The following is a 23,334-nucleotide window of genomic DNA, read 5'->3' on the forward strand; positions in this document are numbered from 1 at the left end:
GTGGCCGGAGTTGACCGGCGGCGGGCACCGCTTGGTACCCGTGGTTAGCATGAGGGAGCGGACCAGGGTTGACGGCCGCCGACATCCGCCCACGACGGGAGCTGAACGATCACCATGAGTGAACGGAGCGCGCTGCGGTCGAGGCTTCAGGCGCTCACCCGGGAAGTGGTGAAATTCGGCGCGGTCGGCGGCGCGGGCGTGTTCGTGAACTTCGCCGTGTTCAACCTCGTACGGCATCTGACCGAGATCCCGGTCGTCCGGGCCAGCATCGTGGCCACGGTCGTGGCCACCGGCACCAACTACCTCGGTTACCGCTACTTCACCTACCGCGACCGCGACAAACAGGGCCGCACCAAGGAACTCACGCTCTTCCTGCTGTTCAGCGTGATCGGCCTGGTCATCGAGAACGGCGTGCTCTACACCGCGACCTACGGCTTCGACTGGGACAGCCCGCTGCAGAGCAACGTCTTCAAGTTCGTCGGCATCGGCATCGCGACGCTCTTCCGCTTCTGGTCGTACCGCACCTGGGTGTTCCAGGCGCTGCCCGCCCGGGAAGCCGTGGAGACCGCCGAGTCCTTCCTGGCCGACGGCGCCGACGGCGCGGAGGGGATCAGGAGCCCGGAGAGCGTCGGCGGCCCGGCGCGGGCCGCCCGCAGCGGCTCCCGCACGTAGCGGGCGCCGCGCCTCACTCCTCGACGCTCTCCGCCTCCCGCGCCAGGAACAGCGCGAACACCGGCGGATGCTGCTGGAGCAGCTCCAGCCGGCCGCCGTCCGCCTCCGCCAGATCGCGGGCCACGGCGAGCCCCAGCCCGGTGGAGTTGCGGCCGGAGACGGTCCGCTCGAAGACCCGCGAGCCGAGGTCCGGCGGGACACCGGGACCGGCGTCGGTGACCTCGACGACCGCCTGGTTGCCGGTGACGCGGGTGCGCAGCGCGACCGTTCCGGCGCCGTGCATCAGGGAGTTCTCGATCAGCGTGGCCAGCACCTGGGCGACCGCTCCCGGCGTGCCGACGGCCCGTAGCCCCTTCTTGCCGGAGCGGACGATGGCCCGCCCGGCGCTGCGGTAGGCCGGGCGCCACTCCTCGACCTGCTGCTTGACCACCTCGTCGAGGTCGAAGGCGACGGCCGAGCCGGTGCGCGGATCGCGGGAATTGGTCAGCAGCCGCTGGACGACATCGGTCAGCCGCTCCACCTGGGCCAGCGCGATGGTGGCCTCTTCCTTGACGGTGTCCGGGTCGTCGGTGACGGTGATCTCCTCCAGCCGCATGGACAGCGCGGTCAGCGGGGTGCGCAGCTGGTGGGAGGCGTCGGCGGCGAGCCGGCGTTCGGCGGTCAGCATCCGGGCGATGCGTTCGGCGCTGGCGTCCAGTACGTCGGCGACCCGGTCGAGTTCCTGGACGCCGTAACGGCGGTGGCGCGGGCGGGGGTCGCCGGAGCCCAGCCGTTCGGCGGTCTCGGCGAGGTCGGTGAGCGGCGCGGTCAGCCGGCGGGCCTGGCGTACGGCCAGGATGACGGCGGCGATGATCGCCAGCAGCGCGACGGCCAGGATGACCAGCAGGGTCCGGCCGATCTCCGCGCTGACCGTGGAGCGGGACTCCTGGACCATGACGGACTCGCCGCGGTCGCCCTTGACCTCCGACTCGATGACATCGCCCGACGGGCGCCGCCCGATCTCGATCGGCGCGGCCTTGCCGGGCACCCGGATCTCGGCGTACCGCTTGGCCGTGATCTGTTCGGAGAGGATCTCCGGAGTGATCTTCTCGCCGCTGCCCAGCCGGCTCTCGACTATCCCCACCAGCCGGACCGCCTCGGACACCACGCTCTCCTGCGCGCCCGCCTGGATCGTGCGGGTCTCGACGATGACCAGCGAGACGCCGAAGACGGCGATGACGACGAGCACCACGGCGAGCGTGGAATTGATCAAGCGGCGGCGCACAGGCTCCTGGCTCTTTTCAGCTTTTTTCGAATCGGAAGCCGACACCGCGAACGGTGGCGATGTAGCGCGGGTTGGCGGCGTCGTCACCGAGCTTCTTGCGCAGCCAGGAGATGTGCATGTCCAGCGTCTTGGTGGACGACCACCAGGTGGTGTCCCAGACCTCGCGCATCAGCTGGTCGCGGGTGACGACCCGGCCGGCGTCCCGTACCAGAACCCGTAGCAGGTCGAACTCCTTTGCCGTCAGCTGGAGTTCGTCGTCGCCCATCCATGCCCGGTGCGACTCCACATCGATCCGTACGCCATGGGTGGCGGGCGGCTGCTGGGGCTCGGCGGTGGAGCCGCGGCGCAGCAGGGCCCGCACCCGGGCCAGGAGTTCGGCGAGCCGGAAGGGCTTGGTGACGTAGTCGTCGGCGCCGGCGTCCAGGCCGACGACGGTGTCCACCTCGTCCGCGCGGGCGGTCAGTACCAGGATCGGGAAGGAGTGGCCTTCGTTGCGCAGCCGGCGGGCGACCTCGAGGCCGTCCATGCCGGGCAGCCCCAGGTCGAGCACGAGCAGGTCGATATTGCCCTGGAGACCGGCGTCGAGCGCCGTGGGGCCGTCCTCGCGCACCTCGACTTCGTAACCCTCGCGGCGCAGTGCGCGGGCGAGCGGCTCCGAGATGGACGCGTCATCCTCGGCGAGCAGTACACGGGTCATGGGCCGATGGTAGTCCGAGGTGCGGCGGCCGAGGGGCGGACCAGCACGGACGGGCGACGACCGGCCGTTTCCGCCCCCTCCGTGGCCATGAGCTGGGCACCCTCGGCGAGGCGGCGCCAAACGGTTCCCGACGGCAGTGTGAGCGTTGTCTCACGACGCCCAATGGTGGCGGAACGACACGTATGGTGTCGGGACGTCCATCGCACAACCTTTGGGCCGCTGACTCTCAACTGGTGTCATCGGTCCCTGTTGTGTGCGGGGCTGGCAACCACCAGCCCCGGTACACAGTGACTGACCTGTCGACCGGGTCCACCGCGCTAGCAGCACGGGGGGCGTGGATCCCGGTGTAAGACCGTCCTGCCGGTGCCGTTCTGCGCGGTGCCGACCCCCCCGGACGTGGGGCGGGCCTGTCTGCACCGGTGCCGGTCAACCCCCACAAGGGCGCGTAACGGTCACCGAGCGCGTCCCGAGCAGACCAAGGAACCTCCATGGCGTCCAGCCTGACGAAGGACGCTGCCCGGCAGGGGAACCCTGCAGACGGCGGCAAAACCTTCTTCGGCCACCCCCGCGGCCTGGCCCCCCTCTTCATGACCGAGATGTGGGAGCGCTTCAGCTATTACGGCATGCGCGCCCTGCTCGTGGTCTATCTGATCTCCGGCGGCCCGGACGCCGAAAAGGGCGCCCAGGGCGGCGGTCTGGCCATGAACGCGGCCACCGCCTCGGCCATCTACTCCGTCTACGTGGCAATGGTCTACCTGCTGGCCATGCCCGGCGGCTGGATCGGCGACCGCATCTGGGGCCCGCGGAAGACCGTCGCCATCGCGGCCGGTGTCATCATGACCGGCCACCTGGCGCTGGCCATCCCGGGGCAGGCCGGATTCTTCGCGGGTCTGGCGCTGGTCGCGGTGGGCTCGGGCCTGCTGAAGGCCAATATCTCGACGATGGTCGGCCACCTCTACGACGGTCCCCAGGACCCGCGCCGGGACGGCGGCTTCACCATCTTCTACATGGGCATCAACATCGGTGCCTTCGCGGCGCCGCTGGTCATCGGCACCGTCGGCCAGAGCGTCAACTGGCACCTGGGCTTCGCGCTGGCGGCGGTCGGTATGGGCCTGGGCCTGGTGACGTTCCTGATCGGCACCCGCCACCTCGACCCGAAGTCCAGCGTCGTGCCGACCCCGCTGCAGGCGCAGGAGCGCGCCATGTGGCTGCGCAAGGGCCTGATCTGGGTCGCCGTCGCCGCGGTCTTCTACGCCGTCGTCGGCTTCACCGGTCACTTCACCATGAACTGGGCGCTGGTCCCGCTCGCCCTGCTCGGTCTGATCATTCCGATCACGGTCCTGGCGCGCATCAAGCGCGACAAGGAGCTGACCCACACCGAGCAGACCAAGGTCAGCGGCTACATCTGGTTCTTCGTGGCCGCCGCGGTGTTCTGGATGATCTTCGACCAGGCGGGCTCGACGATGTCCGTCTTCGCGGAGAAGAAGACGAACGGCGAGGTCTTCGGGCTGAGCTTCCCGTCCTCGTGGTTCCAGTCCGTGAACCCGCTGTGGGTCATGGCCCTCGCCCCGGTCTTCGCCTGGCTGTGGCTGTGGCTGGCGCGCCGCGACCGCGAGCCGAGCACCACGGTGAAGTTCTCGATGGCGATGTTCTTCATCGGCGCCTCGTTCTTCGTCTTCATCGTTCCGATGATGATGGCCTCGGACGGTACGAAGGTCAGCCCGATGTGGCTGCTGTCCATCTACATGATCCAGACCATCGGCGAGCTGTGCCTGTCCCCGGTCGGCCTGTCGGTGACCACCAAGATGGCGCCGCAGAAGTACGCGAGCCAGATGCTGGGCGTGTGGTTCCTGGCCGTCACCGCGGGCGACTGCATCACCAGTCTGCTGTCCACCGGCGGCGCGGATCTGAGCGGTATCCCGGTGCTGGCCGTCGAGGCCGGGATGGCGGTGCTGGCCGGCTTCGCGGTGTGGATGAGCCGTAAGAAGATCGTCGCGCTCATGGGCGACGTCCGCTGACGCGACCCGCAGTCAGGGAAGGGCCCGGTACGCCGCTGCGTACCGGGCCCTTTGCCTTGCGCGTTGCGGTGGCGCACCCCGTGGTCCGGCGCGTCAGGAGGCCGGTTCCGGGGGCCGGTACTCCTCGCCCAGCCCCATGCCGGTCATCAGCTCCCGCATCAGCATCTCGAACATCGGCTCCTGATCGGCGTTCATCAGCGGCGCGAAATGGTCGAAGACCTCCAGCGCCACCTGCCCGTAGATCCCCCGCCAGCAGGAGAGCATGACGGCGAGGGCGCCCAGCGGGATCTCCACCCCGGTCGCCGCGCGGTATTCGGCCATCTGCGCCGCGAGGCGGGGGTCGAGGGCGTCATCGGCCCGGATGACGAACGGACGGGCCGCCCAGAACTGCATGAACACCAGGCCCCAGACCTTGGCCAGCTCCCGTACCCATTCGCTGGTCATTTCCGCCTGGGCGTCGCCGGCCGCCTTGGTCGGCGTGCCGAACAGCAGGCTGAACTCCTGGCGATGGGCGAGGGCCCACCGCCGGAAGACGCGGCACGGGGCAATCATGCGGGCGGCGTAGTCGGTCTCGTCCTCCCCGTCGACCGCGGCCTGCAGCGCGGACGCCAATTCGGTGACGATGTCCCGGGCGGCGTGCCGGACGATGTCTTCCAGACCCCCCGGGAAATGCCGGTACAGCGCGGCCGGGGTGACGCCGACCCGGCGGGCGATCTCCGCCAGGGTGAGCGCTTCCACGCCCTGGCTGGTGATGATCTCCCGCGCGCTGGCCCGGACCTCTTCCGACATCTGGATGCGCAGGCGGTCACGTCGGGTTGCTGCACTCACTCTGCCCAGCCCTCTCCCGTGTCTCGCGGTGGCCCCGTGCCGACTGTAGGCCGTCCTGAGCAGGCACGGAGCGGCGGGGCCGGGAACACGCCTGTGGTCCCGGCCCCGTTCGCGGCCGCCGCCGCATCGCTCATTCCGTCATCGCGCGATCAGCACCATCCCCAACGCCACCGCATAGAGCACCGCGAACGTGCCGGGTACCGCCAACTCCACCCGGGTGAGCGGCACATAGTCCTTCCACGACTTCCCTTCGCCCAGCTCCGACCACTCGGCCTCCAGGTAGAGCCGAGCGGGCAGCCGCTTCTCCAGCTCTCCGATGACCCGGTACTTCGCCCCGTTGAGCTGCTTGTACGAGCGGATCAGCAGCAGCCACACCGTGCACTGGCAGCATCCGACCAGCGCGGCGAGCAGCAGTCCCCAGACCGGTAATTCCCTGAGGAACGAGCGGCTCACGGCACCGGCGGCGGTGAGCAGCGCGGCATTCACCGTGAGGAAGAAGGTGTTCGTCAGGCTGCGGCGCGCGCTGATCCGGTCCGCCATCTCCACATAGAGCTTGTACTGCTCCATGACCGCCGATTGGTATTTCTCACCGCCCGCCGTGGCGTAGTCCTGCGGGGTGACCGCGCCGTTCCACAGGCGAGGGGCGAGGCCCGAAGGGCCGCCGCCCGGGAGGCCGGTCATGCGACCGGGTCTCCCTCGAAGTGCTCTTGGGTGCCGGCCTCCGCGGCCCGTCCCAGTTGCCCGGGTACGACGGGGAGCACGGCCGCGTCCGGCTGTCCCGTGACGAGCAGTTCGGCGGCATCGGCCGCCTGTTCCAGACCGATGTCCCACTGCGCGACCCGCCCCCGCGACGGCACGACCTTGGAGACGACGACATGCACTTCACTGCCCTTGGTCACCGAACCGGCGCGCATGGCCTGCCAGAGCTCATCGCTCATGTTCGTGAAGTGCAGAAGTCCCAGCCGGCGATATCCGCCGAGCCGCACCTTCACGAATCCGCCGCCCAGGTTCACGTCGAACAGCGTCCCGACGAACCGCTCCCCCACCTTCGGATACTCCCCCTCGGGCGGTTCCGTCAGATTCGCCTTCGGCGCCTCGGCCAGCGCGACGTCGATACGTCGCTGCTGGGGGTCGACCTTGGTGATCCGCACCTGGATCTCGTCGCCTTCGGCCAGTCCCGCGGCCCGCGCCTGATACGGCGGGATGAAGGACTTGCCGCCCTCCGCGGAGAGCCGGATGAAGGCGCCCGAGGGACCGATGTTGGTGACCCGTGCGGACTGGATCTGCCGTGGGAGGTAGGCGGACACCCGCCGCGGCCAGGGATCGCTCTGCCGGTGCCGCCGGGTGAACTTGACCCGTCCCTCGTCGTCGGTCACAAAGCAGCCGGTGACCGTGCTGCCCTGGCAGTAGTCCTTGTGGGTGGCCATGTCCTCGGGGAGCATTTCGTCGTAGCCCAGGTCCTCCCGGCGCAGCTCGGCACTGCGCCGGGCGTCGTTGATGTCCCGTACGAAGACGTGGTCCCGACAGGCGATCTCCACCGTCGTGGTGGCCTCGAACGCTCCGGAACCGGTGCGCGCCTTGAGGTCCATCTCGGGGTCGGTGCGACGGAGTTCGGTCCGGATCCGCTCCTTGAGGTCCTCCTTGAGCTTGCGGATCCGCTGCATGTCCTGGGTGTAGGGGATGGGTCGCAGCTGGCCGCGCACGTTCGTCGGCACGTCCGCGCCTTCGTACGCGAGCACGACCATCCGCTTGTGCAGGCACATCGCCCAGCCCAGCTCCATCGCGACGGATGTCGACGGGACGGACAGGTCCACGACCACGATGCCGGCCCGGTCGACCCCGTCCCAGGCGGCCTCCAGCAGTCCGACGCTGCTGTCCCCGTTCTCGTCGGCCCGCTCGACCCGCATCTGCATCTTGCTCACGAGCTCATCGCGAAGCTCCTGGTAGAAGAGATTGAAGTCCAGCTCAGAGCCGTCGGCGACGGTCTTTCTCTCGTACGGCATCAGGAAGAAGACGAGATCCGGTTCCACCGGGCGCCCGGACTTCCGTTCCAGATTCATCGACCCCATAGGGCAGCACTCCTTACGATCTCCTCCGAGTAACGAGCCATTACAAACTATCGTCGAGTTACTTCGTAGTCATCCGTTACGCGACGAGGCGTCGAGGCACGGAGGGGGCGCACGCCGCCCCGGAGTGCGCCCAACCTCCCTTCGCCCGAGGAGTCGTGACGGCACGTCGGAAGCGACGGCCGCAGCGGCCACAGCAAGGGGCCGGCACACGGCTGTGAAGCGCCGTGTGCCGGCCCCTGGCCTGTGCCCGGTCTAGCGGTGCAGCCGCCGCCACGGGGTGAAGGTGAAGACGGCGCCGCCGAGCAGGATGACGGTGCCGGCGACCAGCCCGAGGGCGGTCAGGCTGCCGTGGTCGGTGGCGCCGGTCTCGGCGAGGCCGCCGGCGCTGCCGCTGCCGCCGGTGGCGGATCCGGCCGCGCCGCCCGACGCACCACCCGACGAGCCGCCCGTCGCGCCACCGGACGTGCCGCCCGGCTGTGCCGAGGTGTCCAGCGTGAGCGAGGCGCCCGGGTCCTTCTCAGGGGTGCAGGTCGTGGTCGTCCCCAGGGCGTTGACGGTGAGCACGCCCGGCGTCAGCGTCGCCTTGCCGGTGGCGCCCGGCTTGTACGTGCCCTTCAGATCCGGGATCTCGATCGGTTCGCCCGACTTGATGGGCTGGTCGTTGGTCGGGCCCTCCACCTTGACCGACCCCTTGTCCGCGCCGCCCACCTTGACGTCCATCGACGGCTTGACCGAGTCCTTGGGGATGTCCGCCGGGCTGTCCATGACGGACTTCTTGAACTGCACCGTCAGGTCGTAACCGCCCCCCTTCTTCACGGCGTTGATCTGCACCGGCGAGATCGCCTTCTTGTCCCCGATGGGGGTCTTGCAGGCGTAGGGGACCTGGATCTCCTTGCCCTTGTACGCGGTGCCGTCGGGGTCTTGGCCGGAACCGCCGGTGGAGCCGGAGGAACCGGTGGAACCTGAGGAGCCGGAGGTCGTCCCGGACGAGCCGGCGCTCGTACCGCCGGCGGTGCTGCCGCCGGAGTCCGTACCGGCGGAGGTGCCACCGCTGGTCGTGCCGCCACTGGTCGTTCCGCCGTCGGTCGTGCCGCCGCTCGTCGTCCCGCCGGAGTCGCCCCCGCCGTCCGTCACCTTGATGGTGACCGCGGGCGGCACCGTCTCCTTGGGCGAGCATTTGGTGTCCGTGGAGATCGGCTTGCTGACGTTGATGTTGTAGAAGCCGGGCGACAGGGTCACCTCACCCGGCTTCTCCAGCTTCAGCTTGCCTTTCATGTCCGACAGCTTCATCGGGCTGCCCTTGGGGATCGGCGGATTCTCGCGCGGCCCCTCCATCGGCAGATCGCCGGTCTGCGCGCCCGCCACCTTGATCGTGCCGGTCGGCTGGACGGTGTTCTCGCCCAGGTCGAGGATGTCGGGGTTCTTGGAGGCCCCCTCAACCGTCTTCCAGACCACCTCGATCTCGTCGCCCACCTTGGCGGTCGCCGGCGCGCTGACCGCCGCCTTCGTGACGCCCTCGATCGGCGGCAGCCCGGATATCGGCGGCGGCAGACACTCCGTCTGGTACGACACCTCCGCCGCCTGGGCGGGACCGGCCAAGGCCAGTACCCCCGCACCCGAGAGCACCAGAGCGGCCGCCGCGGCCACCCCCGCTCTCCTCCGTTGCCTCATCAGCATCATCACGCGGAACCTTTCGATGGGGTTCGTTCGGTTGATGTGGTGGACGGTGCGGTGTCCGGGGTGAACCACGGCAGCGCGGCGCTCTCGCCGGCGTCCCTGGTCACGCTTCGTCGTGCGGTCCTGTGCCGGCGGTGACGGGTGGCGGCGGCCGGCCGGCGTGGGCGTACGCGGTCCACGACCGCCATCCCGATGCGGAACACCGCGGTCGGGATCACCAGGCACAGCAGCACCCAGAACAGCGTCACGCCCCACGGCCGGCCCACCCCCCACGGCTGCTCCACCAGAACCTTGCCGCCGTACTTGAGGGAGACCAGATAGTCGCCGTGCGCCCCGGCGGCCAGCTCCACCGGCAGCCTGACCTCGGCCTTCTTCCCGGCGGGCACGGTCCCCCGCCACTGCTGGTCCTCCCACTCGGGCGCGAACACGCCGTGCGAGGTGCCGACCTGGAAAACCGGGTTCCGGGCCGGCGCCGAGCCGAGATTGCCGACGGTGAGGACCAGGTCGCGCTGCGGCGGGGCGCCGAACCACGTCAGCAGTCCGCTGCTGCCCGCCAGCCGTGGTGCGGCCAGAACGGTCAGCCGTCCGCCGGTGCTCTCCTTGGGCAGCGGCGCCACGGGGTGACCCGCCACCTTGAACGCGGCGTCCGCCGCGGCCGCCGCACCGGTCACCGTCGCCACATGCACCACACAGGGACAGGGCTTGGGCGGTTCGGCGACCGGGAGACTCCGGTGGAAGGCGCCGTGCGCGTCGGTGGTGACGGCCCGCCCGTCCCCGTTCGCGCAGGCATTGGTGCCGCCGATCATGTTCTGCCCGCAGATCAGCAGGGTGAGCAGCGTCTTGGGCCGCCAGCCGCGGCCGGTCACGGTGAGGGTGCCGCCCTTGCCCGCCTCCTTTTGGGAGAGGTGTACGGAGGGCCGCCCGTCGGCCGCGGCGGCGGTGGCGTTCGCGGCGGCGGGGAGCAGGGCCAGCGCGAGGGCGGCACAGAGCGCGAGGGCGGCCACGGCCCGCCGCGTCGCGGTGGCGGGGTGTGTGGTGGGGGAGTCCGTGGTGCGGGGGGTCGTGGTGCGGGGGGTCGTGGTGCGGGGGGTCGCCGCCGTATCCGTCTGGCCGTTCACTGTCGCGCTCCTGATCCCGGTACCGATCCCGATCCCGTGCCGTTTCCCGATCCCGATCCTGCGCTCGCCAATTCCCGTTCCCGGAGGGCGAGTTGGCCGGAACCGCCCCCGCTCGCGGCGTCCGTTTCCGCGCCGCCCGCCCCTGCCGTGCGCCGCCTGTGCACGAGCACCCGGCCGCCCGCCCCCGCCACCAGGACGAGGGCCACCCCGGCGGCCCCACGCCAGGGAACGGCCGTGTACGTCGCCGTCGCGGTATCCCGCGCCCCGCCCTCCGCCGTCGCCGTCACTCGTACGTCCACCGAGTCCAGACCGGGTGGATCCGGCCATTTTTCGGTGCGGTCGATGCGTCGGCCGGGCCGTAGCTCATGGGGCAGTGAGCGGGCCGCACGGCGCAGCACGTCGCCGAAGACGCCCTCGGCGCGCACCGCAACCCGCGGCCGCAGCGCGGTGTTTCCCCTGTTGACCAGCGCATACCGAATCACCGCCGGGCCGCCCCCGTCCCCTCCCCCGCTCACCGACACGTTCTCGACGGTCAGTGCGGACAGCGCCGGCCCGGTCACCCGGAGGTGAACCGGCACGCTGGTCTGCCTGCCCGCCTTGCCGACGCCGGTCGCGACGACCGCGCCGGAGTGGTTGCCGGGTGCCGCGCCGCCCGGCACGGTCACCGTGAACGGCACACCGGCGCGCGTACGCGGCGGGATCGTCACCTCCTTCGTGGCGAGCTCGAGCCAGGATCCGATGCCCGAGCCGCGCAGCCGTACGGTGACGGCCCGGCCGGAGGGGTTGCTGAGGGACAGCCGGTCCGTCATGACGGTGCCGGGGGTGCCCTCCAGGTAGAAGTACGGGCGATCCTGCGCGCTCGGCCGGGCGCCGCCGCCCGGCGCGGGCGCGGCGGACCACCCCGGTGCGGCGGGCCGGGCCATGGCCGCGGCGGGGCACAGCAGTACGGCGGCGGTCGCAAGGACCGCACCGCTGACCGCTGCGCGAAAACGGAACGGCATCGGCGGCTCCTGGTGCTCGGGCTCGGCTCAGGCTCGTGCGCGTACGGAAGGCGGGGGCGCGCCCCGCGTCACGCCCGCTGGTTGCGACGGGTCAGCCACAGCGCACCGGCCGCCCCGGCCAGCAGGACGGTGCCGCCGAGGGTGCCCAGCGCGATCGCGGAGTCCCCGGGCCCGGTCTGCGGCAGCTGCCCGCCGGAGGAGCCGCCCGAGGCCGAACCGCCGGTGCCGCCCGTGGAGCCGCCCGAACCGCCGGCGCCCTTGACGTCCAGCGAGAGTGAGGGCTTGGGGTTGTTGCTGGGGGTGCAGGTGGTCGTGGTGCCCAGGGCCTTGATGGTCAGGGTGGAGGCCGTGAAGGTGACCTTGCCGCCGGCCTTGGGGGTGTATGTACCGCTCAGGTCGCTGATCTTGATGGGGGTGTTGGCCGGTATCGCCTCGCTGTTGGGCGGCCCGGCGACCGGCACCGTACCGCTGTCCGCGCCGCCCAGCTTGATCAGCGCGCTCGGTTTCATGGCGCCCTTGCCCAGCTCGACCGGGCTGGAGGAGACGCCCTTCTGGAAGGACATGACGAGCTTGTACGCACTGCCGCTGGGGGTGGACTTGATGTCGATGGGCGATACCGCGCCCTTGTTTCCGATCGGTGTCTTGCACTGGTAGTTGACGTCGACGACCTCGGCGTGTGCGGCCGGTGCGGCGAGCAGCACCGCGGATCCCGCCGTCATCGCCACGGCCGCGCCAAGAGCGGCCGTACGGCGCGGGCGCCTGCCGTGTGGTGCACAGAAGCGGGCCACCTCGATCTCCCCTTCTCCCGGGTAGTGCACCGCCGGATGTTACTGACGGCACATCAGATTGGGCGCTCAAGGTACGCCCGGGCCCTTGCCGAGGGAAGGCAAAGCGCAGCGCCGATCGGAGCGCAGGGGTGTGTATACGACAAAGCGCGGGCCCGCGGGCCCGCGCTCAACTCTTTCCCTCCCGCCCGCCCGTCAGGACGGCGCGGCGAGCTCCGCCCAGACGGTCTTGCCCGCACCGTCGGCGTTGCGTACCACGCCCCAGTCCAGGCACAGGCGCTGCACGATGAACATGCCGTGGCCACCGGGGCGGCCCGGACGGTGCGGGCTGCGCGGTGCGGGCGAACCGGCGCCGAGGTCGCTGACCTCCAGGCGCAGCACCTTGTTGGTGCACCGCAGCCGCAGCTCCTCCGGCCCCTCGGCGTGCAGGCAGGCGTTGGTGACCAGCTCGGAGACGACGAGCAGCACGTCCTCGGCCGCCGCCCGCTGGTCGGCGTTGGCGGCCGGCAGCCAGCCCCAGTCGTGCAGGGCCTGCCGGGCGAAGTCACGGCCGCGCGCCACCGCGCCCCGGGTGCCCGCCAGGCGCAGCCGCCGGACCTGACCGGCCGGGGCGGCGGTCGGGGCGGCGGACTGGGATGCGGAGGCACCGGCGCCACCCGGCTCCGGGCCAAGATCGCCCGGCGGGTACGGCCGGGTGGTGCTCATCAGCGCTTCACCTCACCGATTCGCCTTCTCGCGGAATACAGATACTGACTGGTTGCAACGGATTCAGATGTCTCCTGCCCGACCGGGCCGTGAGAACACCCACTTCTTGGGTACGGAAGTTGTGACTCGTACTACGTGCCCGGATTGCAACCATCCGGGCACTGTCGTCACGTCAGTCGGCCAGTGCCGCGTCGAGCGAGTCATGCACGGTGAAGACCGCTTCCGCGCCGGTGATCTCGAAGACCCGGGCAACGACCGGCTGCATCCCGGCCAGATGGACCCCGCCCCCCGCGGCCTCCGCTTTCAAGCGGGCGCCGAGCAGCACATTGAGTCCGGTGGAGTCCATGAATTCAAGCGGTGAGCAGTCCACCACCAGGCGTGCATACCCATCGTCCACGCACCCCTCCAGTGACTCACGCAACAGATCTGCGGTGTGGTGATCGAGCTCACCGGCGGCGGTCACGACCGCGCTGGCGCCGTGATGCCGGATCGCGACATGCAGCCGACCCCGGCTTGCACTGCCGACCGTCCCGCGGTCCATGCGCGCGCACCCCTCTTGCTGTCTCGGCGTCTGATTGCTTATGACTGCGCTGGTCGAAGACTACGCCCTCGCATCACACAGGGGTAGCCGAACAATCGCCATATAGCCCGAGATATGGACAACACGCACTTGCCATCTTCATGCAAAGCCAGGTAGGCGTAGATGGAGACACATTCGAAACGGCCGGCTTTGGAGGCGCCGCACACCGCAGCTTCACGTAGAGGCTTCGGCAGCCATATGCCGAGAACGATGGAGGACACATGTCACCCCGGCTCGACGAACTGCGCACCGACGACACCCGGCAGCACACCTCGTCGACACCCTCGTCCGAACCGACGGGGCACATCCCTTCCCAGTCGCCCCCTGCCCAGTCGATCCCTGCTGAATCCGATCCGGCGGGAATGCCCGAAATCGACGGTCTGCCGGAAATCCCGCCGTTCGACGAGGTGGGCCCGGTAGATGCGCGGGCACTGTCCAAGACCCTCTTCGAGCGGCTGGAAAAGCTCGAAGAAGGCACGCACGAATATGCGTACGTCCGTAACACCCTGGTCGAGCTCAACCTCGCCCTGGTGAAGTTCGCGGCCTCCCGGTTCCGCTCCCGCAGCGAGCCCATGGAGGACATCGTCCAGGTCGGCACGATCGGCCTGATCAAGGCGATAGACCGCTTCGAACTGAGCCGCGGCGTCGAGTTCCCGACGTTCGCCATGCCGACCATCGTCGGCGAGATCAAGCGCTTCTTCCGCGACACCAGTTGGTCGGTGCGCGTACCGAGGCGCCTGCAGGAACTGCGGCTGGATCTCGCCAAGGCGGGCGACGAACTGGCGCAGAAGCTGGACCGCGCCCCCACGGTGAGCGAGCTCGCCGAACGCCTCGACATCACCAAGGACGAGGTCGTGGAAGGGATGGCCGCGAGCAACGCCTACACCGCGAGCTCGCTGGACGCCCAGCCCGAGGAGGACGACAGCGAAGGCGCGCTGGCGGACCGCATCGGCTACGAGGACAACGGCCTCGAAGGCATCGAGTACGTCGAATCGCTCAAGCCGCTGATCGCCGAACTCCCGCCGCGCGACCGCAAGATCCTGTCGCTGCGCTTCGTGGCCAATATGACGCAGTCCGAGATCGGCGAGGAGCTGAACATCTCTCAGATGCACGTCTCCAGACTGCTCTCGCGCACGCTCGGCCGGCTCCGCAAGGGCCTGATGGTCGAGGAGTGACCGCCCGCGGTCGCACCGCCGGTCCGTTGCGGCCGGCAGCCGCCCGCGCAGAGGAGGGCCTGGCCCGAGGGATTCTCGGGACGGGCCCTCCTCTGCTGCCGGAAGGGCCCAGGGCGCTTCTGACGGATCTCGTCGCGACGCCGCGGAGATCCGTCGGAAGCGCCCTGGTAGCCGTGCTCGCTCAGCTACCGCTGCGCACGCAGTCATCGTGGCAGCAGGGTCCGACGATCGCGGTCCGGCGTCCGGCCTCCGGGGCCGCTCAGACGAGAACTCCCTTGTGCCATACGGCGGATACGAGCGGTACGCCCGGCCGGTAGGCGAGGTGGACGTGCGAGGGGGCGTCGAGGAGGGCGAGGTCGGCGCGGGCGCCGGGGGTGATCCGGCCGACGTCGGTGCGGCGCAGCGCGCGGGCGCCGCCCGCGGTGGCGGACCAGACGGCCTCGTCGGGGGTCATGCCCATGTCGCGGACGGCCAGCGCGATGCAGAACGGCATGGAACTGGTGAAGGACGAGCCGGGGTTGCAGTCGGTGGACAGGGCGACGGTGGCACCGGCGTCGAGCAGCGGGCGGGCGTCGGGCCAGGAGGCGCGGGTGGAGAACTCGGCGCCGGGGAGGAGGGTGGCGACGGTGTCGGACTGGGCGAGGGCGTCGATGTCGGCGTAGGTGAGGTGGGTGCAGTGGTCGGCGGAGGCGGCACCGAGTTCGACGGCGAGCTGGACGCCGGGGCCGTGGCCGAGCTGGTTGGCGTGGACCCGGGGGATCAGGCCCTTGGCCTGGCCCGCGGTGAGGACGGCGCGGGCCTGGTCGGCGTCGAAGGCACCCTTCTCGCAGAAGACGTCGACCCAGCGGGCGTGCGGGGCGCAGGCGTCCAGCATCGGGCCGGTGACGAGGTCGACGTAGCCGGCCGGGTCGTCGGCGTAGTCGGGCGAGACGATATGGGCGCCGAGGAAGGTGACCTCGTCGGTGTGCTCGGCGGCGATGCGCAGCGCGCGGGCCTCGTCCTCGACGGTGAGGCCGTAACCGGACTTGGTCTCCTGGGTGGTGGTGCCCTGGCGGAGTCCCTCGGCGAGGTAGCGGGCGACGTTGGCGTGCAGGGCCTGGTCGGTGGCGGCGCGGGTGGCGGCGACGGTGGTGCGGATGCCGCCGGCGGAGTAAGGGCGGCCGGACATCCGGGCGTTGAATTCGGCGGTGCGGTCGCCGGCGAAGACCAGGTGGGAGTGGGAGTCGACGAAGCCGGGGATACCGGCCCGGCCGGCCGCGTCGACGGCGTTGTCGGTGGCGGGTGCTTTGCTTGATTCACCGACCCAGGCGATGCGGTCGCCGTCGAAGACGACCGCCGCGTCCTGGATCAGGCCGAGGGGGCCTTCGCCGAGGGAGGGGTCGTTGGTGACGAGCTGGCCGATGTGGGTGATGGCGGTGGTGGGCGCGGAGGCCGTGGTGTCGGTCGTCATCGCGGGGGTGTTCTCCTTCGGCCGCCGGCGGCACGGGGCCGGCGTCTGGCGGGCGGGGGTCAGCCGCGTACGGCGGCGATGGATGCGGCGAGCGCGGCGGGCACGTCGGACACGCGCGTGTGGGCGCCGTCCCGGACGATCTGACGGCCGCCCACGATCGTGTGCCGCACATCCGCGGCGGAGGCGGCGAATACGGCCGTCTCGGCGCCCAGCCGGGGCGGTGGTCCTGCGGTGCGGACGGAATCCAGCGCGATCGTGGTGAGGTCGGCGAGCGCGCCGGTCTCGATGGCGCCGGCGTCGTCCCAGCCCAGGGCTGCGTGACCGTCGGCGGTCGCGGCGCGCAGCAGCGCGGCGGCCGTCCAGTGCCCGCGGGTGCGGGTGCGCAGCCGTTCGTCGAGCTCCATGGCGCGGGCCTCTTCGAGCAGGTCGATGACGGCGTGGCTGTCGCTGCCGAGGGACAGCGGGCTGCCGTGGGCCTGGAGCCGGGGGGCCGGGCCGATGCCGTCGGCGAGGTCGCGTTCGGTGGTCGGGCACATGCAGACGCCGGTGCCGGTGCCGCCGAGCAGGCCGATGTCCTCGGGGGTGAGGTGGGTGGCGTGCACGGCGGTGGTGCGGGGGCCCAGCACGCCGTGGTCGGACAGCAGCTGGGTGGGGGTGCGGCCGTGCGCGTCGCGGCAGGCGTCGTTCTCGGCGGTCTGCTCGGAGAGATGGACGTGCAGGGGGGCCTGCCGGGCGCGGGCCCAGTCGGCGACGGTGGTCAGCTGGTCGGCCGGGACGGCGCGTACGGAGTGGAGGGCGGCGCCGATCCGGGCGTGCTCGGGGCCGTCCTTGAGGGCGTCGGCGCGCTGGGCCCAGGCCTCGGCGGTGCCGTCGGAGAAGCGCAGCTGGTGGTGGTTGGGCGGGGTACCGAAGCCGGCGGAGAGATAGGCGGTGTCGAGGAGGGTGATCCGGATTCCGGCGTCCGCGGCGGCCGCGAGCAGCGCCTCGCCCATGGCGTTGGGGTCGGCGTAGCGGGCGCCGCCGGGCGCGTGGTGGAGGTAGTGGAATTCGCCGACGCAGGTGATGCCGGCCAGCGCCATCTCGGCGTAGACGGCGCGGGCGAGGGCGAAATAGGTGTCGGGGGTGAGCCGGTCGGCGACGCTGTACATGGTCTCGCGCCAGGTCCAGAAGGTGCCGGAGCCGACCTGGACGGTGCCGCGCAGGGCGCGGTGGAAGGCGTGGGAGTGGGCGTTGGCGAGGCCGGGGAGCGTCAGGCCGCGCAGCGCGACGGCGCCGGGCGGGGGGCTCGCGACGCCGGTGCGGACGGCCGCGATCCGCCCGTCCGCCACGTCCACGGCGACGCTCGGCTCGACATGGGTGCCCAGCCAGGCGTGTTCGAGCCAGTACGTGACCGGTGCTGTCTGCGGTGTCAGCGGCACGCCAGCCCCTCCAGTACGTCGGCGAGTGCGGTGACCCCGGCGACGCAGTCGTCCTCGGCCGCCGTTTCGGCGGGCGAGTGCGAGACGCCGGTGGGATTGCGTACGAACAGCATGGCCGTGGGGAGGGTCCCGGACAAAATACCGGCGTCGTGTCCCGCGCCGGTGCCCAGGACGGGCACGGGCCGCTCTCCCGCCTTGCCGAGGATGGCGCCCAGCTCGTCCCGCAGGGCGTGCTGGAACTCCACGACGGGGGTGAAGGATTCGCGGACGACGGTCAGGTCCACTCCGTCGCGTGCGGCGCGTTCGGCGGCCGCCCGCTCGATTCCCTCGATCACGGTGTCCAGGGTGTCCTGGTCGGCGGCTCGGGAGTCCAGCCAGCCTCTGACCAGCGAGGGAATCGCGTTGACGCCGTTCGGCTCCACGCTGATCTTCCCGAAGGTGGCCAGGGCGCCGGCCAGCCGGGCCTGCTCGCGGGCGGCGAGCACGGTCGCGGCGTAGGTGAGCATCGGGTCGCGGCGGTCCTCGAGGCGGGTCGTCCCGGCGTGGTTGGCCTCGCCGTGGAAGTCGAACCGCCAGCGGCCGTGCGGCCAGATGGCGGAGGCGATGCCGACCGGGTCGCCGGAGAGGTCGAGGGCGCGCCCCTGCTCGACGTGGAGCTCGACGAACGCGCCGATCCTGGCGAGCCGTTCGGGGTCCGGGCCGATGGCCTCGGGGTCGTATCCGGCGCGCTCCATGGCCTGCGGCAGGGTGACGCCGTCGCCGTCGCGCAGCCGGTGCGCGGCCTCGGTGGTCAGCGCGCCGGCGGCCAGCCGGGAGCCGACGCAGGCCAGGCCGAAGCGGGCGCCTTCCTCGTCGCCGAAGTTGACGACGGCCAGCGGCTTGGCGAACTCCGCTCCCCGCCGCCGGAGTTCGTCCAGTGCGGCGAAGGAGGAGACCACGCCGAGCGGGCCGTCGAAGGCGCCGCCGTCCGGTACGGAGTCCAGGTGCGAGCCGGTGACGACGGCGTCGCCGAGGGCCACGTCCTGGTAGGTCGCCGCCCCGAGCCACGCCCACTGGTTGCCGTTGCGGTCCAGTTCGTAGGCGAGCCCGCGGGCCTCGGCCTGCGCCTTGAACCACGCGCGGCAGTCCGTGTCGGCGGCGGTCCAGGCGTAGCGGCGGTAGCCCCCGGAGGAGGAGTTGCGCCCGATCGGCCGCAACTCCTCCCACATCTCGTGGAACGAGGCGGTCACGCGCCCTCGCCTTCGCCCTCGCTCATCGGGATACGGACACCGCGCTCGGCGGCCACTTCCTCGGCGCGCTCGTAGCCCGCGTCGACGTGGCGGATGACGCCCATGCCCGGGTCGTTCGTCAGCACCCGGCGGATCTTCTCGCCCGCCAGCGGGGTGCCGTCGGCGACGGTGACCTGGCCGGCGTGGATCGAGCGGCCCATGCCGACGCCGCCGCCGTGGTGCAGCGAGACCCAGGAGGCGCCGGAGGCGACGTTGACCATGGCGTTGAGCAGCGGCCAGTCGGCGATGGCGTCCGAGCCGTCCTTCATGGCCTCGGTCTCGCGGTAGGGGGAGGCGACCGAGCCGCAGTCGAGGTGGTCGCGGCCGATGGCCAGCGGCGCGCGCAGGGTGCCGTCGGCGACCATCTCGTTGAACCGCTCGCCGGCCTTGTCGCGTTCGCCGTAGCCGAGCCAGCAGATGCGGGCGGGCAGGCCCTGGAAGTGGACCCGCTCCCCCGCCAGCTTGATCCAGCGGGCGAGCGACTCGTTCTCCGGGAAGAGGTCCAGGATCGCCTTGTCGGTGGCGGCGATGTCGCGGGCGTCGCCGGACAGCGCGGCCCAGCGGAACGGTCCCTTGCCCTCGGCGAACAGTGGCCGGATGTAGGCGGGGACGAATCCGGGGAAGGCGAAGGCGCGCTCGTATCCGGCGAGTTGGGCCTCGCCGCGGATGGAGTTGCCGTAGTCGAAGACCTCGGCGCCGGCGTCCATGAAGCCGACCATGGCCTCGACGTGCCGGGCCATCGACTCGCGGGCCCGCTGGGTGAAGTCGGCGGGCTTCTCGGCCGCGTAGGCGGCCATATCGGCGAAGTCGATGCCGACGGGCAGGTAGGCGAGCGGGTCGTGCGCGCTGGTCTGGTCGGTGACGATGTCGATCGGCGCGCCCTCGGCGAGCATCTGCGGCAGCAGTTCCGCGGCGTTGCCGAGGAGGCCGATGGACAGCGGCTTGCGCTGGTCACGGGCCTCGACGGCGAGTTCCAGGGCGTGCTTGAGGCTGTCCGCCTTCACGTCCAGGTAGCGGTGCTCGATCCGCCGCTCGATGGCCCGCGGGTCGCAGTCGATGCAGAGGGCGACGCCGTCGTTCATGGTGACGGCGAGCGGCTGGGCGCCGCCCATGCCGCCGAGGCCGGCGGTGAGGGTGATCGTCCCGGCGAGCGTGCCGTTGAACTTCTTCGCCGCGACGGCCGCGAAGGTCTCGTACGTGCCCTGGAGGATCCCCTGCGTGCCGATGTAGATCCAGGAACCGGCCGTCATCTGGCCGTACATGGTCAGGCCGAGGGCCTCCAGGCGGCGGAACTCCTCCCAGTTGGCCCAGTCGCCGACGAGGTTGGAGTTGGCGATGAGCACCCGCGGCGCCCACTCGTGCGTCTGCATCACGCCGACCGGCCTGCCGGACTGGACGAGCATCGTCTCGTCCTGCTTGAGCGTGGTGAGCGTGCGCACCATGGCGTCGAAGGAGCGCCAGTCACGGGCGGCCTTGCCCGTACCGCCGTAGACGACGAGCTGGTCCGGGTGCTCGGCAACCTCCGGGTCGAGGTTGTTCTGCAGCATGCGCAGCGCGGCTTCCTGCTGCCATCCCCGAGCACTCAGCTCCGTACCGCGCGGTGCCCGCACGGGTCGCGGTCCCGACATGGGCCGTGCCTCCCTGACATCGTATGGATTGAGCTATTCACATACTGACGTCGCTGAATAGCGCTAGTCAACAGGGCGCGGCAACCCGGCTCCGCGAACCGCAGGTACCGGCCACCGCACCCCGGCCACGACCTCGCCCGCACGGAGTTGTCCACAGGAGCGGGAGTCGACTTGCCCGACGGGAAAGCCAGGGGTTAACTTTCCCATCAGGCAAGTAGAAGCGAGCGTACGGCCGGGCCGGCCGCGGGCGCACGGAACCGTCACGGGGAGACGATGATCATGAGCACACCGGTGGACGCCGAACAGGCATGGGCGGATCTGCAACGCATCCGGGTGCCGCAGGAGCGGGTGTACGACGAGATCGAGCGGTGCGCGTTCGGCGGCACCCGCACGACGTGGACCACGGCGGCGATCATGTGGGTGTTCCTGGCCAGCCTCGGGTTCGACCCGCCCCTGTGGGGTTTCGTCCTGATCCTCGTCGCGTATGTCGGCCTGTTGCTGACGCTGGCCGTCTTCGCCAACCGAAAGAGCCGGATGCGGGCGCACCATTCGGTCTACGGCTGGCGGAGCGTCGCCACGTTCGTCGCGGGCGGGGCGGTCACCGGCGGGACGGTCCTGCTCTCCGGCCGGCTCGTCGACTGGCTCCAGCTGCCGCTGGGCAGCGTCGTGCAGGCCACGCTCTCGGCCGGCGCCTTCGTCCTGTTCATCGGCCCGGCCAACAGATGGGCCGCCGGCTCGGTCCGCGGCCGGCTGGAGGTGCGCCGATGAGCACGCCCTCCGGCTTCGATGAGCTGATCCATCCGTCCACCCGGCTGTCGGTGGTCGCGCTGCTCGCCGCCACTGAATGGGCCGACTTCGCGTTCATCCGCGAGAGCCTCTCGCTCAGCGACTCCGCGCTCTCCAAGCAGCTGCACACCCTGGAAGAGGCCGGGTATCTGGAGATCCACAAGGAGGGCGGAGGCCGCAAGCGCCGCACGAAGGTACGGCTGACGGAGCGCGGCCGGACCGCCTTCGAGGGCCATGTGGCGGCGCTACGGGCGATCGTCGAGGGCGCGGGACCCGCCACGGTGGCGCGGGAGCGGCAGCAGGACCACGCGGAGGCGGGCCGATGACAACGACCGAACACCCGACCGTACGCCCCACGGGGCCGGACGCAGCCACCCGGCCGGCCGGCCCGGCCGGGTCCGCCCCACCCGTCATCCGGGTGCGCGACCTGCGCATGGCGTACGGCACCACCGACGTCCTGCACGGCATCGACCTGGACATCGACCGCGGCGAGATCTTCGCCCTGCTCGGGCCGAACGGCGCCGGGAAGACGACCACCGTCGAGATCCTGGAGGGCTTCCGGCAGCGTTCCGCCGGTGAGGTCCACGTCCTGGGGACGGACCCGGCGCGCGGCGGCGACGCCTGGCGCGGCCGGATCGGACTGGTCCTGCAGTCCTGGCGCGACCACCGCCGCTGGCGGGTCGGGGAACTCCTGGCCCACTTCGCCGCGTACTACCCCGACCCGCGCGACCCGGCCGAGCTTCTGGCCCTGGTCGGCCTCACCGACCAGGCCGGTCGGCAGGTGGACCAGCTGTCCGGTGGCCAGCGCCGCCGCCTGGACGTCGCGCTCGCCATCGTCGGCCGCCCCGAGCTCCTCTTCCTGGACGAGCCGACCACCGGATTCGACCCCGAGGCGCGGCACGGCTTCCACGTACTGGTCGAACGGCTGGCCCGCGAGGAGGGCGTCACGGTCCTGCTCACCACCCACGACCTGGTGGAGGCCGAGCGGCTGGCCGACCGGATAGCCGTGCTGGTCGGCGGCCGGATCCGGGCCCACGGCACCCCGGCGGACCTGGCCCGCCAGGCCGCCGCGCGGGCCGAGGTCCGCTGGACGGCCGCCGACGGCACGGCCCGCCGCGAGCGCACCGAAGACCCCTCCCGGCTGGTCTGGGACCTCCACCGGGAGACCGGCGGCCCGATCGCCGGCCTGGAGGTCCGCCGCCCGACGCTGGAGGACACGTATCTGCACATGGTGCACGGCGGGGGCGAGGGGTCCCAGGACCGGAACGACAACGGGGAGAAGCACACCGCATGACCGAGACCCACCACTTCCGCCGCCGCTACTGGCGCGCCGGTTTCCTGCGCGGCGGCATCGAGCTGCGCCACTTCCTCCGCAACCGCAAGGAGATGGCCGGCCAGCTGGCGAACGTGGTCGTCGCGCTGGTGCTGGCGGCCAACCTCAGCAAGAACGTGCCGGGCACCCACATCCCGATGGCCCATCTGACCCTGTCGGGCTTCGCCGCCTATCTGCTGTTCCAGATCGGGCTGGTCAACCTCCCGCAGATCCTGGTGACCGAACGGGAGGAGGGCGCCCTGCTGCGCCTGCGCGCCACTCCCGGCGGCATACCGGCCTATCTCGTCGCCAAGTCGCTGCTGGTGGTCGCCATGGCGCTCGGCACGCTCGTTGTGCTGCTGGGGGCCGGTGCGCTCCTGGTGGACGGACCGCTGCCGCGCGATCCCGGCGGCTGGCTGACGCTGCTGTGGGTGGCCGGGCTGGGGCTGCTGGCCGTGGTGCCGCTGGGCGCCGCCATCGGGGCCGTACTGCCCAATCCGCGCGAGGCGCTGGCATTGCTCATGCTGCCGGTGATGGGGCTGCTGTTCACCTCGGGCGCGATGTTCCCGCTCACCGCAATGCCGGTGCCGGTGCAGAACATAGCCTCCGTCTTCCCGCTGAAGTGGATGGCGCAGGGAGTGCGCTCGGCGCTGCTGCCGGACGCCGCTCGGGTCGCGGAACCGGCCGGCTCCTGGGAGCTGCCGACGGTCGCCCTGGTACTGAGCGCCTGGGCCGTCCTCGGGTTCCTTCTGGCCGTACCCCTGCTGCGCCGCGCCGCCCGCCGCGAGTCCGGCTCCCGGCTGGCCGAGCGCCACCGCAAGGCGGGGCTGAGCGGGTCGGCGGCGTAACGGAACGGGGCGTCGTGCCGTATCCGATGGCGCGA

General features: G+C 71.2%; 22 protein-coding genes. 7 read left to right on the top strand and 15 right to left on the bottom strand.

All coding sequences use genetic code 11. The features are described 5' to 3' along the window. Nucleotides 1-114 precede the first annotated feature (114 nt). A complete protein-coding gene (locus tag ACIGWZ_RS24795) occupies nt 115-672 on the top strand; it encodes a GtrA family protein (RefSeq protein ID WP_400068147.1) in 558 nt (185 codons plus the stop codon). Between the two features lie 13 nt (nt 673-685). Here the strand turns inward: ACIGWZ_RS24795 and ACIGWZ_RS24800 are convergent, their stop codons facing one another. Further along, complete coding sequence (locus ACIGWZ_RS24800) at nt 686-1,936, bottom strand: ATP-binding protein (protein ID WP_400068149.1); 1,251 nt, start codon at nt 1,934-1,936, stop codon at nt 686-688. A gap of 16 nt (nt 1,937-1,952) precedes the next feature. After that, a complete protein-coding gene (locus ACIGWZ_RS24805; RefSeq protein ID WP_046927718.1) occupies nt 1,953-2,633 on the bottom strand; it encodes a response regulator transcription factor in 681 nt (226 codons plus the stop codon). Between the two features lie 488 nt (nt 2,634-3,121). On the opposite strand from ACIGWZ_RS24805, the gene ACIGWZ_RS24810 reads away from it, so the two are divergent. Then, entirely contained in the window at nt 3,122-4,651 is a 1,530-nt protein-coding gene (locus ACIGWZ_RS24810; RefSeq protein WP_400068152.1) for a peptide MFS transporter, read from the top strand. 93 nt (nt 4,652-4,744) lie between these two features. On the opposite strand, the gene ACIGWZ_RS24815 is transcribed toward ACIGWZ_RS24810, so the two are convergent. The 9 genes from ACIGWZ_RS24815 to ACIGWZ_RS24855 all read right to left on the bottom strand — a co-directional run bounded on the left by ACIGWZ_RS24815 (nt 4,745) and on the right by ACIGWZ_RS24855 (nt 13,375). Continuing rightward, entirely contained in the window at nt 4,745-5,479 is a 735-nt protein-coding gene (locus ACIGWZ_RS24815; protein ID WP_400068154.1) for a TetR/AcrR family transcriptional regulator, read from the bottom strand. 138 nt (nt 5,480-5,617) lie between these two features. Next, a complete protein-coding gene (locus ACIGWZ_RS24820) occupies nt 5,618-6,160 on the bottom strand; it encodes a hypothetical protein (RefSeq protein ID WP_400068156.1) in 543 nt (180 codons plus the stop codon). Next, nucleotides 6,157-7,548 (bottom strand): hypothetical protein, encoded by a 1,392-nt coding sequence (locus ACIGWZ_RS24825; RefSeq protein ID WP_400068158.1) that lies wholly within the window; start codon nt 7,546-7,548, stop codon nt 6,157-6,159. The genes ACIGWZ_RS24820 and ACIGWZ_RS24825 overlap by 4 nt, the downstream gene beginning before the upstream one ends. A 252-nt stretch (nt 7,549-7,800) precedes the next feature. Further along, nucleotides 7,801-9,219 carry a hypothetical protein gene (locus ACIGWZ_RS24830; protein ID WP_400068734.1) on the bottom strand — a complete coding sequence of 473 codons (1,419 nt, stop codon included), beginning with the start codon at nt 9,217-9,219 and terminating at the stop codon, nt 7,801-7,803. 8 nt (nt 9,220-9,227) lie between these two features. Continuing rightward, nucleotides 9,228-10,229 carry a hypothetical protein gene (locus tag ACIGWZ_RS24835; RefSeq protein ID WP_400068736.1) on the bottom strand — a complete coding sequence of 334 codons (1,002 nt, stop codon included), beginning with the start codon at nt 10,227-10,229 and terminating at the stop codon, nt 9,228-9,230. Between the two features lie 110 nt (nt 10,230-10,339). Continuing rightward, nucleotides 10,340-11,344, bottom strand: a complete 1,005-nt coding sequence (locus ACIGWZ_RS24840) for a hypothetical protein (protein WP_400068160.1) — start codon at nt 11,342-11,344, stop codon at nt 10,340-10,342. A 68-nt stretch (nt 11,345-11,412) separates the two neighbouring features. Next, the gene (locus ACIGWZ_RS24845) at nt 11,413-12,132 is read right to left on the bottom strand and encodes an LPXTG cell wall anchor domain-containing protein (protein WP_400068738.1); all 720 of its coding nucleotides are present in this window, start codon (nt 12,130-12,132) and stop codon (nt 11,413-11,415) included. 192 nt (nt 12,133-12,324) lie between these two features. Further along, nucleotides 12,325-12,834, bottom strand: a complete 510-nt coding sequence (locus ACIGWZ_RS24850) for an ATP-binding protein (protein ID WP_400068162.1) — start codon at nt 12,832-12,834, stop codon at nt 12,325-12,327. Nucleotides 12,835-13,006: 172 nt separating this feature from the next. Beyond that, entirely contained in the window at nt 13,007-13,375 is a 369-nt protein-coding gene (locus ACIGWZ_RS24855) for an STAS domain-containing protein (protein WP_046927713.1), read from the bottom strand. 260 nt (nt 13,376-13,635) lie between these two features. Here ACIGWZ_RS24855 and ACIGWZ_RS24860 point away from each other — a divergent pair, with 260 nt between their 5' ends. Then, nucleotides 13,636-14,589: an RNA polymerase sigma factor SigF gene (locus ACIGWZ_RS24860; protein WP_400068165.1), complete on the top strand. Its 954-nt coding sequence runs from the start codon at nt 13,636-13,638 to the stop codon at nt 14,587-14,589. A gap of 259 nt (nt 14,590-14,848) precedes the next feature. Here ACIGWZ_RS24860 and hutI read toward each other — a convergent pair whose 3' ends face one another. Genes hutI through hutU form a run of 4 tightly spaced genes read right to left on the bottom strand, consistent with a single transcriptional unit; the run spans nt 14,849 to nt 20,353 of the window. Beyond that, the gene (gene hutI, locus ACIGWZ_RS24865; RefSeq protein ID WP_400068167.1) at nt 14,849-16,039 is read right to left on the bottom strand and encodes an imidazolonepropionase; all 1,191 of its coding nucleotides are present in this window, start codon (nt 16,037-16,039) and stop codon (nt 14,849-14,851) included. Between the two features lie 59 nt (nt 16,040-16,098). Then, nucleotides 16,099-17,457, bottom strand: coding sequence for a formimidoylglutamate deiminase (locus tag ACIGWZ_RS24870; RefSeq protein WP_400068169.1), 1,359 nt, complete (start codon nt 17,455-17,457; stop codon nt 16,099-16,101). Then, nucleotides 17,448-18,665: an allantoate amidohydrolase gene (locus ACIGWZ_RS24875; RefSeq protein ID WP_400068740.1), complete on the bottom strand. Its 1,218-nt coding sequence runs from the start codon at nt 18,663-18,665 to the stop codon at nt 17,448-17,450. The genes ACIGWZ_RS24870 and ACIGWZ_RS24875 overlap by 10 nt, the downstream gene beginning before the upstream one ends. 17 nt (nt 18,666-18,682) lie before the next feature. Further along, nucleotides 18,683-20,353 carry a urocanate hydratase gene (gene hutU / locus ACIGWZ_RS24880; protein ID WP_400068171.1) on the bottom strand — a complete coding sequence of 557 codons (1,671 nt, stop codon included), beginning with the start codon at nt 20,351-20,353 and terminating at the stop codon, nt 18,683-18,685. A 279-nt stretch (nt 20,354-20,632) separates the two neighbouring features. Between hutU and ACIGWZ_RS24885 the strand changes: the two genes are divergently transcribed. Genes ACIGWZ_RS24885 through ACIGWZ_RS24900 form a run of 4 tightly spaced genes read left to right on the top strand, consistent with a single transcriptional unit; the run spans nt 20,633 to nt 23,299 of the window. Next, nucleotides 20,633-21,121, top strand: coding sequence for a hypothetical protein (locus ACIGWZ_RS24885; RefSeq protein WP_400068173.1), 489 nt, complete (start codon nt 20,633-20,635; stop codon nt 21,119-21,121). Beyond that, nucleotides 21,118-21,465 (top strand): transcriptional regulator, encoded by a 348-nt coding sequence (locus tag ACIGWZ_RS24890; RefSeq protein ID WP_400068175.1) that lies wholly within the window; start codon nt 21,118-21,120, stop codon nt 21,463-21,465. Before ACIGWZ_RS24885 ends, ACIGWZ_RS24890 begins: the two co-directional genes overlap by 4 nt. Then, nucleotides 21,462-22,433 (top strand): ABC transporter ATP-binding protein, encoded by a 972-nt coding sequence (locus ACIGWZ_RS24895; protein ID WP_400068177.1) that lies wholly within the window; start codon nt 21,462-21,464, stop codon nt 22,431-22,433. The genes ACIGWZ_RS24890 and ACIGWZ_RS24895 overlap by 4 nt, the downstream gene beginning before the upstream one ends. After that, a complete protein-coding gene (locus ACIGWZ_RS24900) occupies nt 22,430-23,299 on the top strand; it encodes an ABC transporter permease (RefSeq protein ID WP_400068179.1) in 870 nt (289 codons plus the stop codon). Before ACIGWZ_RS24895 ends, ACIGWZ_RS24900 begins: the two co-directional genes overlap by 4 nt. Nucleotides 23,300-23,334: the final 35 nt, after the last annotated feature.

Origin of the sequence: Streptomyces sp. NPDC053427, assembly GCF_044544985.1 — a bacterium.
Lineage (GTDB): Bacteria > Actinomycetota > Actinomycetes > Streptomycetales > Streptomycetaceae > Streptomyces.

Excerpts from the sequence above, each read along its gene's own strand:
- ACIGWZ_RS24795 (WP_400068147.1), top strand. The coding sequence starts at position 115 with ATGAGTGAACGGAGCGCGCTGCGGTCGAGGCTTCAGGCGCTCACCCGG.
- ACIGWZ_RS24805 (WP_046927718.1), bottom strand. The coding sequence starts at position 2,633 with ATGACCCGTGTACTGCTCGCCGAGGATGACGCGTCCATCTCGGAGCCG.
- ACIGWZ_RS24810 (WP_400068152.1), top strand. The coding sequence starts at position 3,122 with ATGGCGTCCAGCCTGACGAAGGACGCTGCCCGGCAGGGGAACCCTGCA.
- ACIGWZ_RS24820 (WP_400068156.1), bottom strand. The coding sequence starts at position 6,160 with ATGACCGGCCTCCCGGGCGGCGGCCCTTCGGGCCTCGCCCCTCGCCTG.
- ACIGWZ_RS24825 (WP_400068158.1), bottom strand. The coding sequence starts at position 7,548 with ATGGGGTCGATGAATCTGGAACGGAAGTCCGGGCGCCCGGTGGAACCG.
- ACIGWZ_RS24830 (WP_400068734.1), bottom strand. The coding sequence starts at position 9,219 with ATGAGGCAACGGAGGAGAGCGGGGGTGGCCGCGGCGGCCGCTCTGGTG.
- ACIGWZ_RS24840 (WP_400068160.1), bottom strand. The coding sequence starts at position 11,344 with ATGCCGTTCCGTTTTCGCGCAGCGGTCAGCGGTGCGGTCCTTGCGACC.
- ACIGWZ_RS24850 (WP_400068162.1), bottom strand. The coding sequence starts at position 12,834 with ATGAGCACCACCCGGCCGTACCCGCCGGGCGATCTTGGCCCGGAGCCG.
- ACIGWZ_RS24855 (WP_046927713.1), bottom strand. The coding sequence starts at position 13,375 with ATGGACCGCGGGACGGTCGGCAGTGCAAGCCGGGGTCGGCTGCATGTC.
- ACIGWZ_RS24860 (WP_400068165.1), top strand. The coding sequence starts at position 13,636 with ATGTCACCCCGGCTCGACGAACTGCGCACCGACGACACCCGGCAGCAC.
- hutI (WP_400068167.1), bottom strand. The coding sequence starts at position 16,039 with ATGACGACCGACACCACGGCCTCCGCGCCCACCACCGCCATCACCCAC.
- ACIGWZ_RS24875 (WP_400068740.1), bottom strand. The coding sequence starts at position 18,665 with ATGTGGGAGGAGTTGCGGCCGATCGGGCGCAACTCCTCCTCCGGGGGC.
- hutU (WP_400068171.1), bottom strand. The coding sequence starts at position 20,353 with ATGTCGGGACCGCGACCCGTGCGGGCACCGCGCGGTACGGAGCTGAGT.
- ACIGWZ_RS24885 (WP_400068173.1), top strand. The coding sequence starts at position 20,633 with ATGAGCACACCGGTGGACGCCGAACAGGCATGGGCGGATCTGCAACGC.
- ACIGWZ_RS24890 (WP_400068175.1), top strand. The coding sequence starts at position 21,118 with ATGAGCACGCCCTCCGGCTTCGATGAGCTGATCCATCCGTCCACCCGG.
- ACIGWZ_RS24895 (WP_400068177.1), top strand. The coding sequence starts at position 21,462 with ATGACAACGACCGAACACCCGACCGTACGCCCCACGGGGCCGGACGCA.
- ACIGWZ_RS24900 (WP_400068179.1), top strand. The coding sequence starts at position 22,430 with ATGACCGAGACCCACCACTTCCGCCGCCGCTACTGGCGCGCCGGTTTC.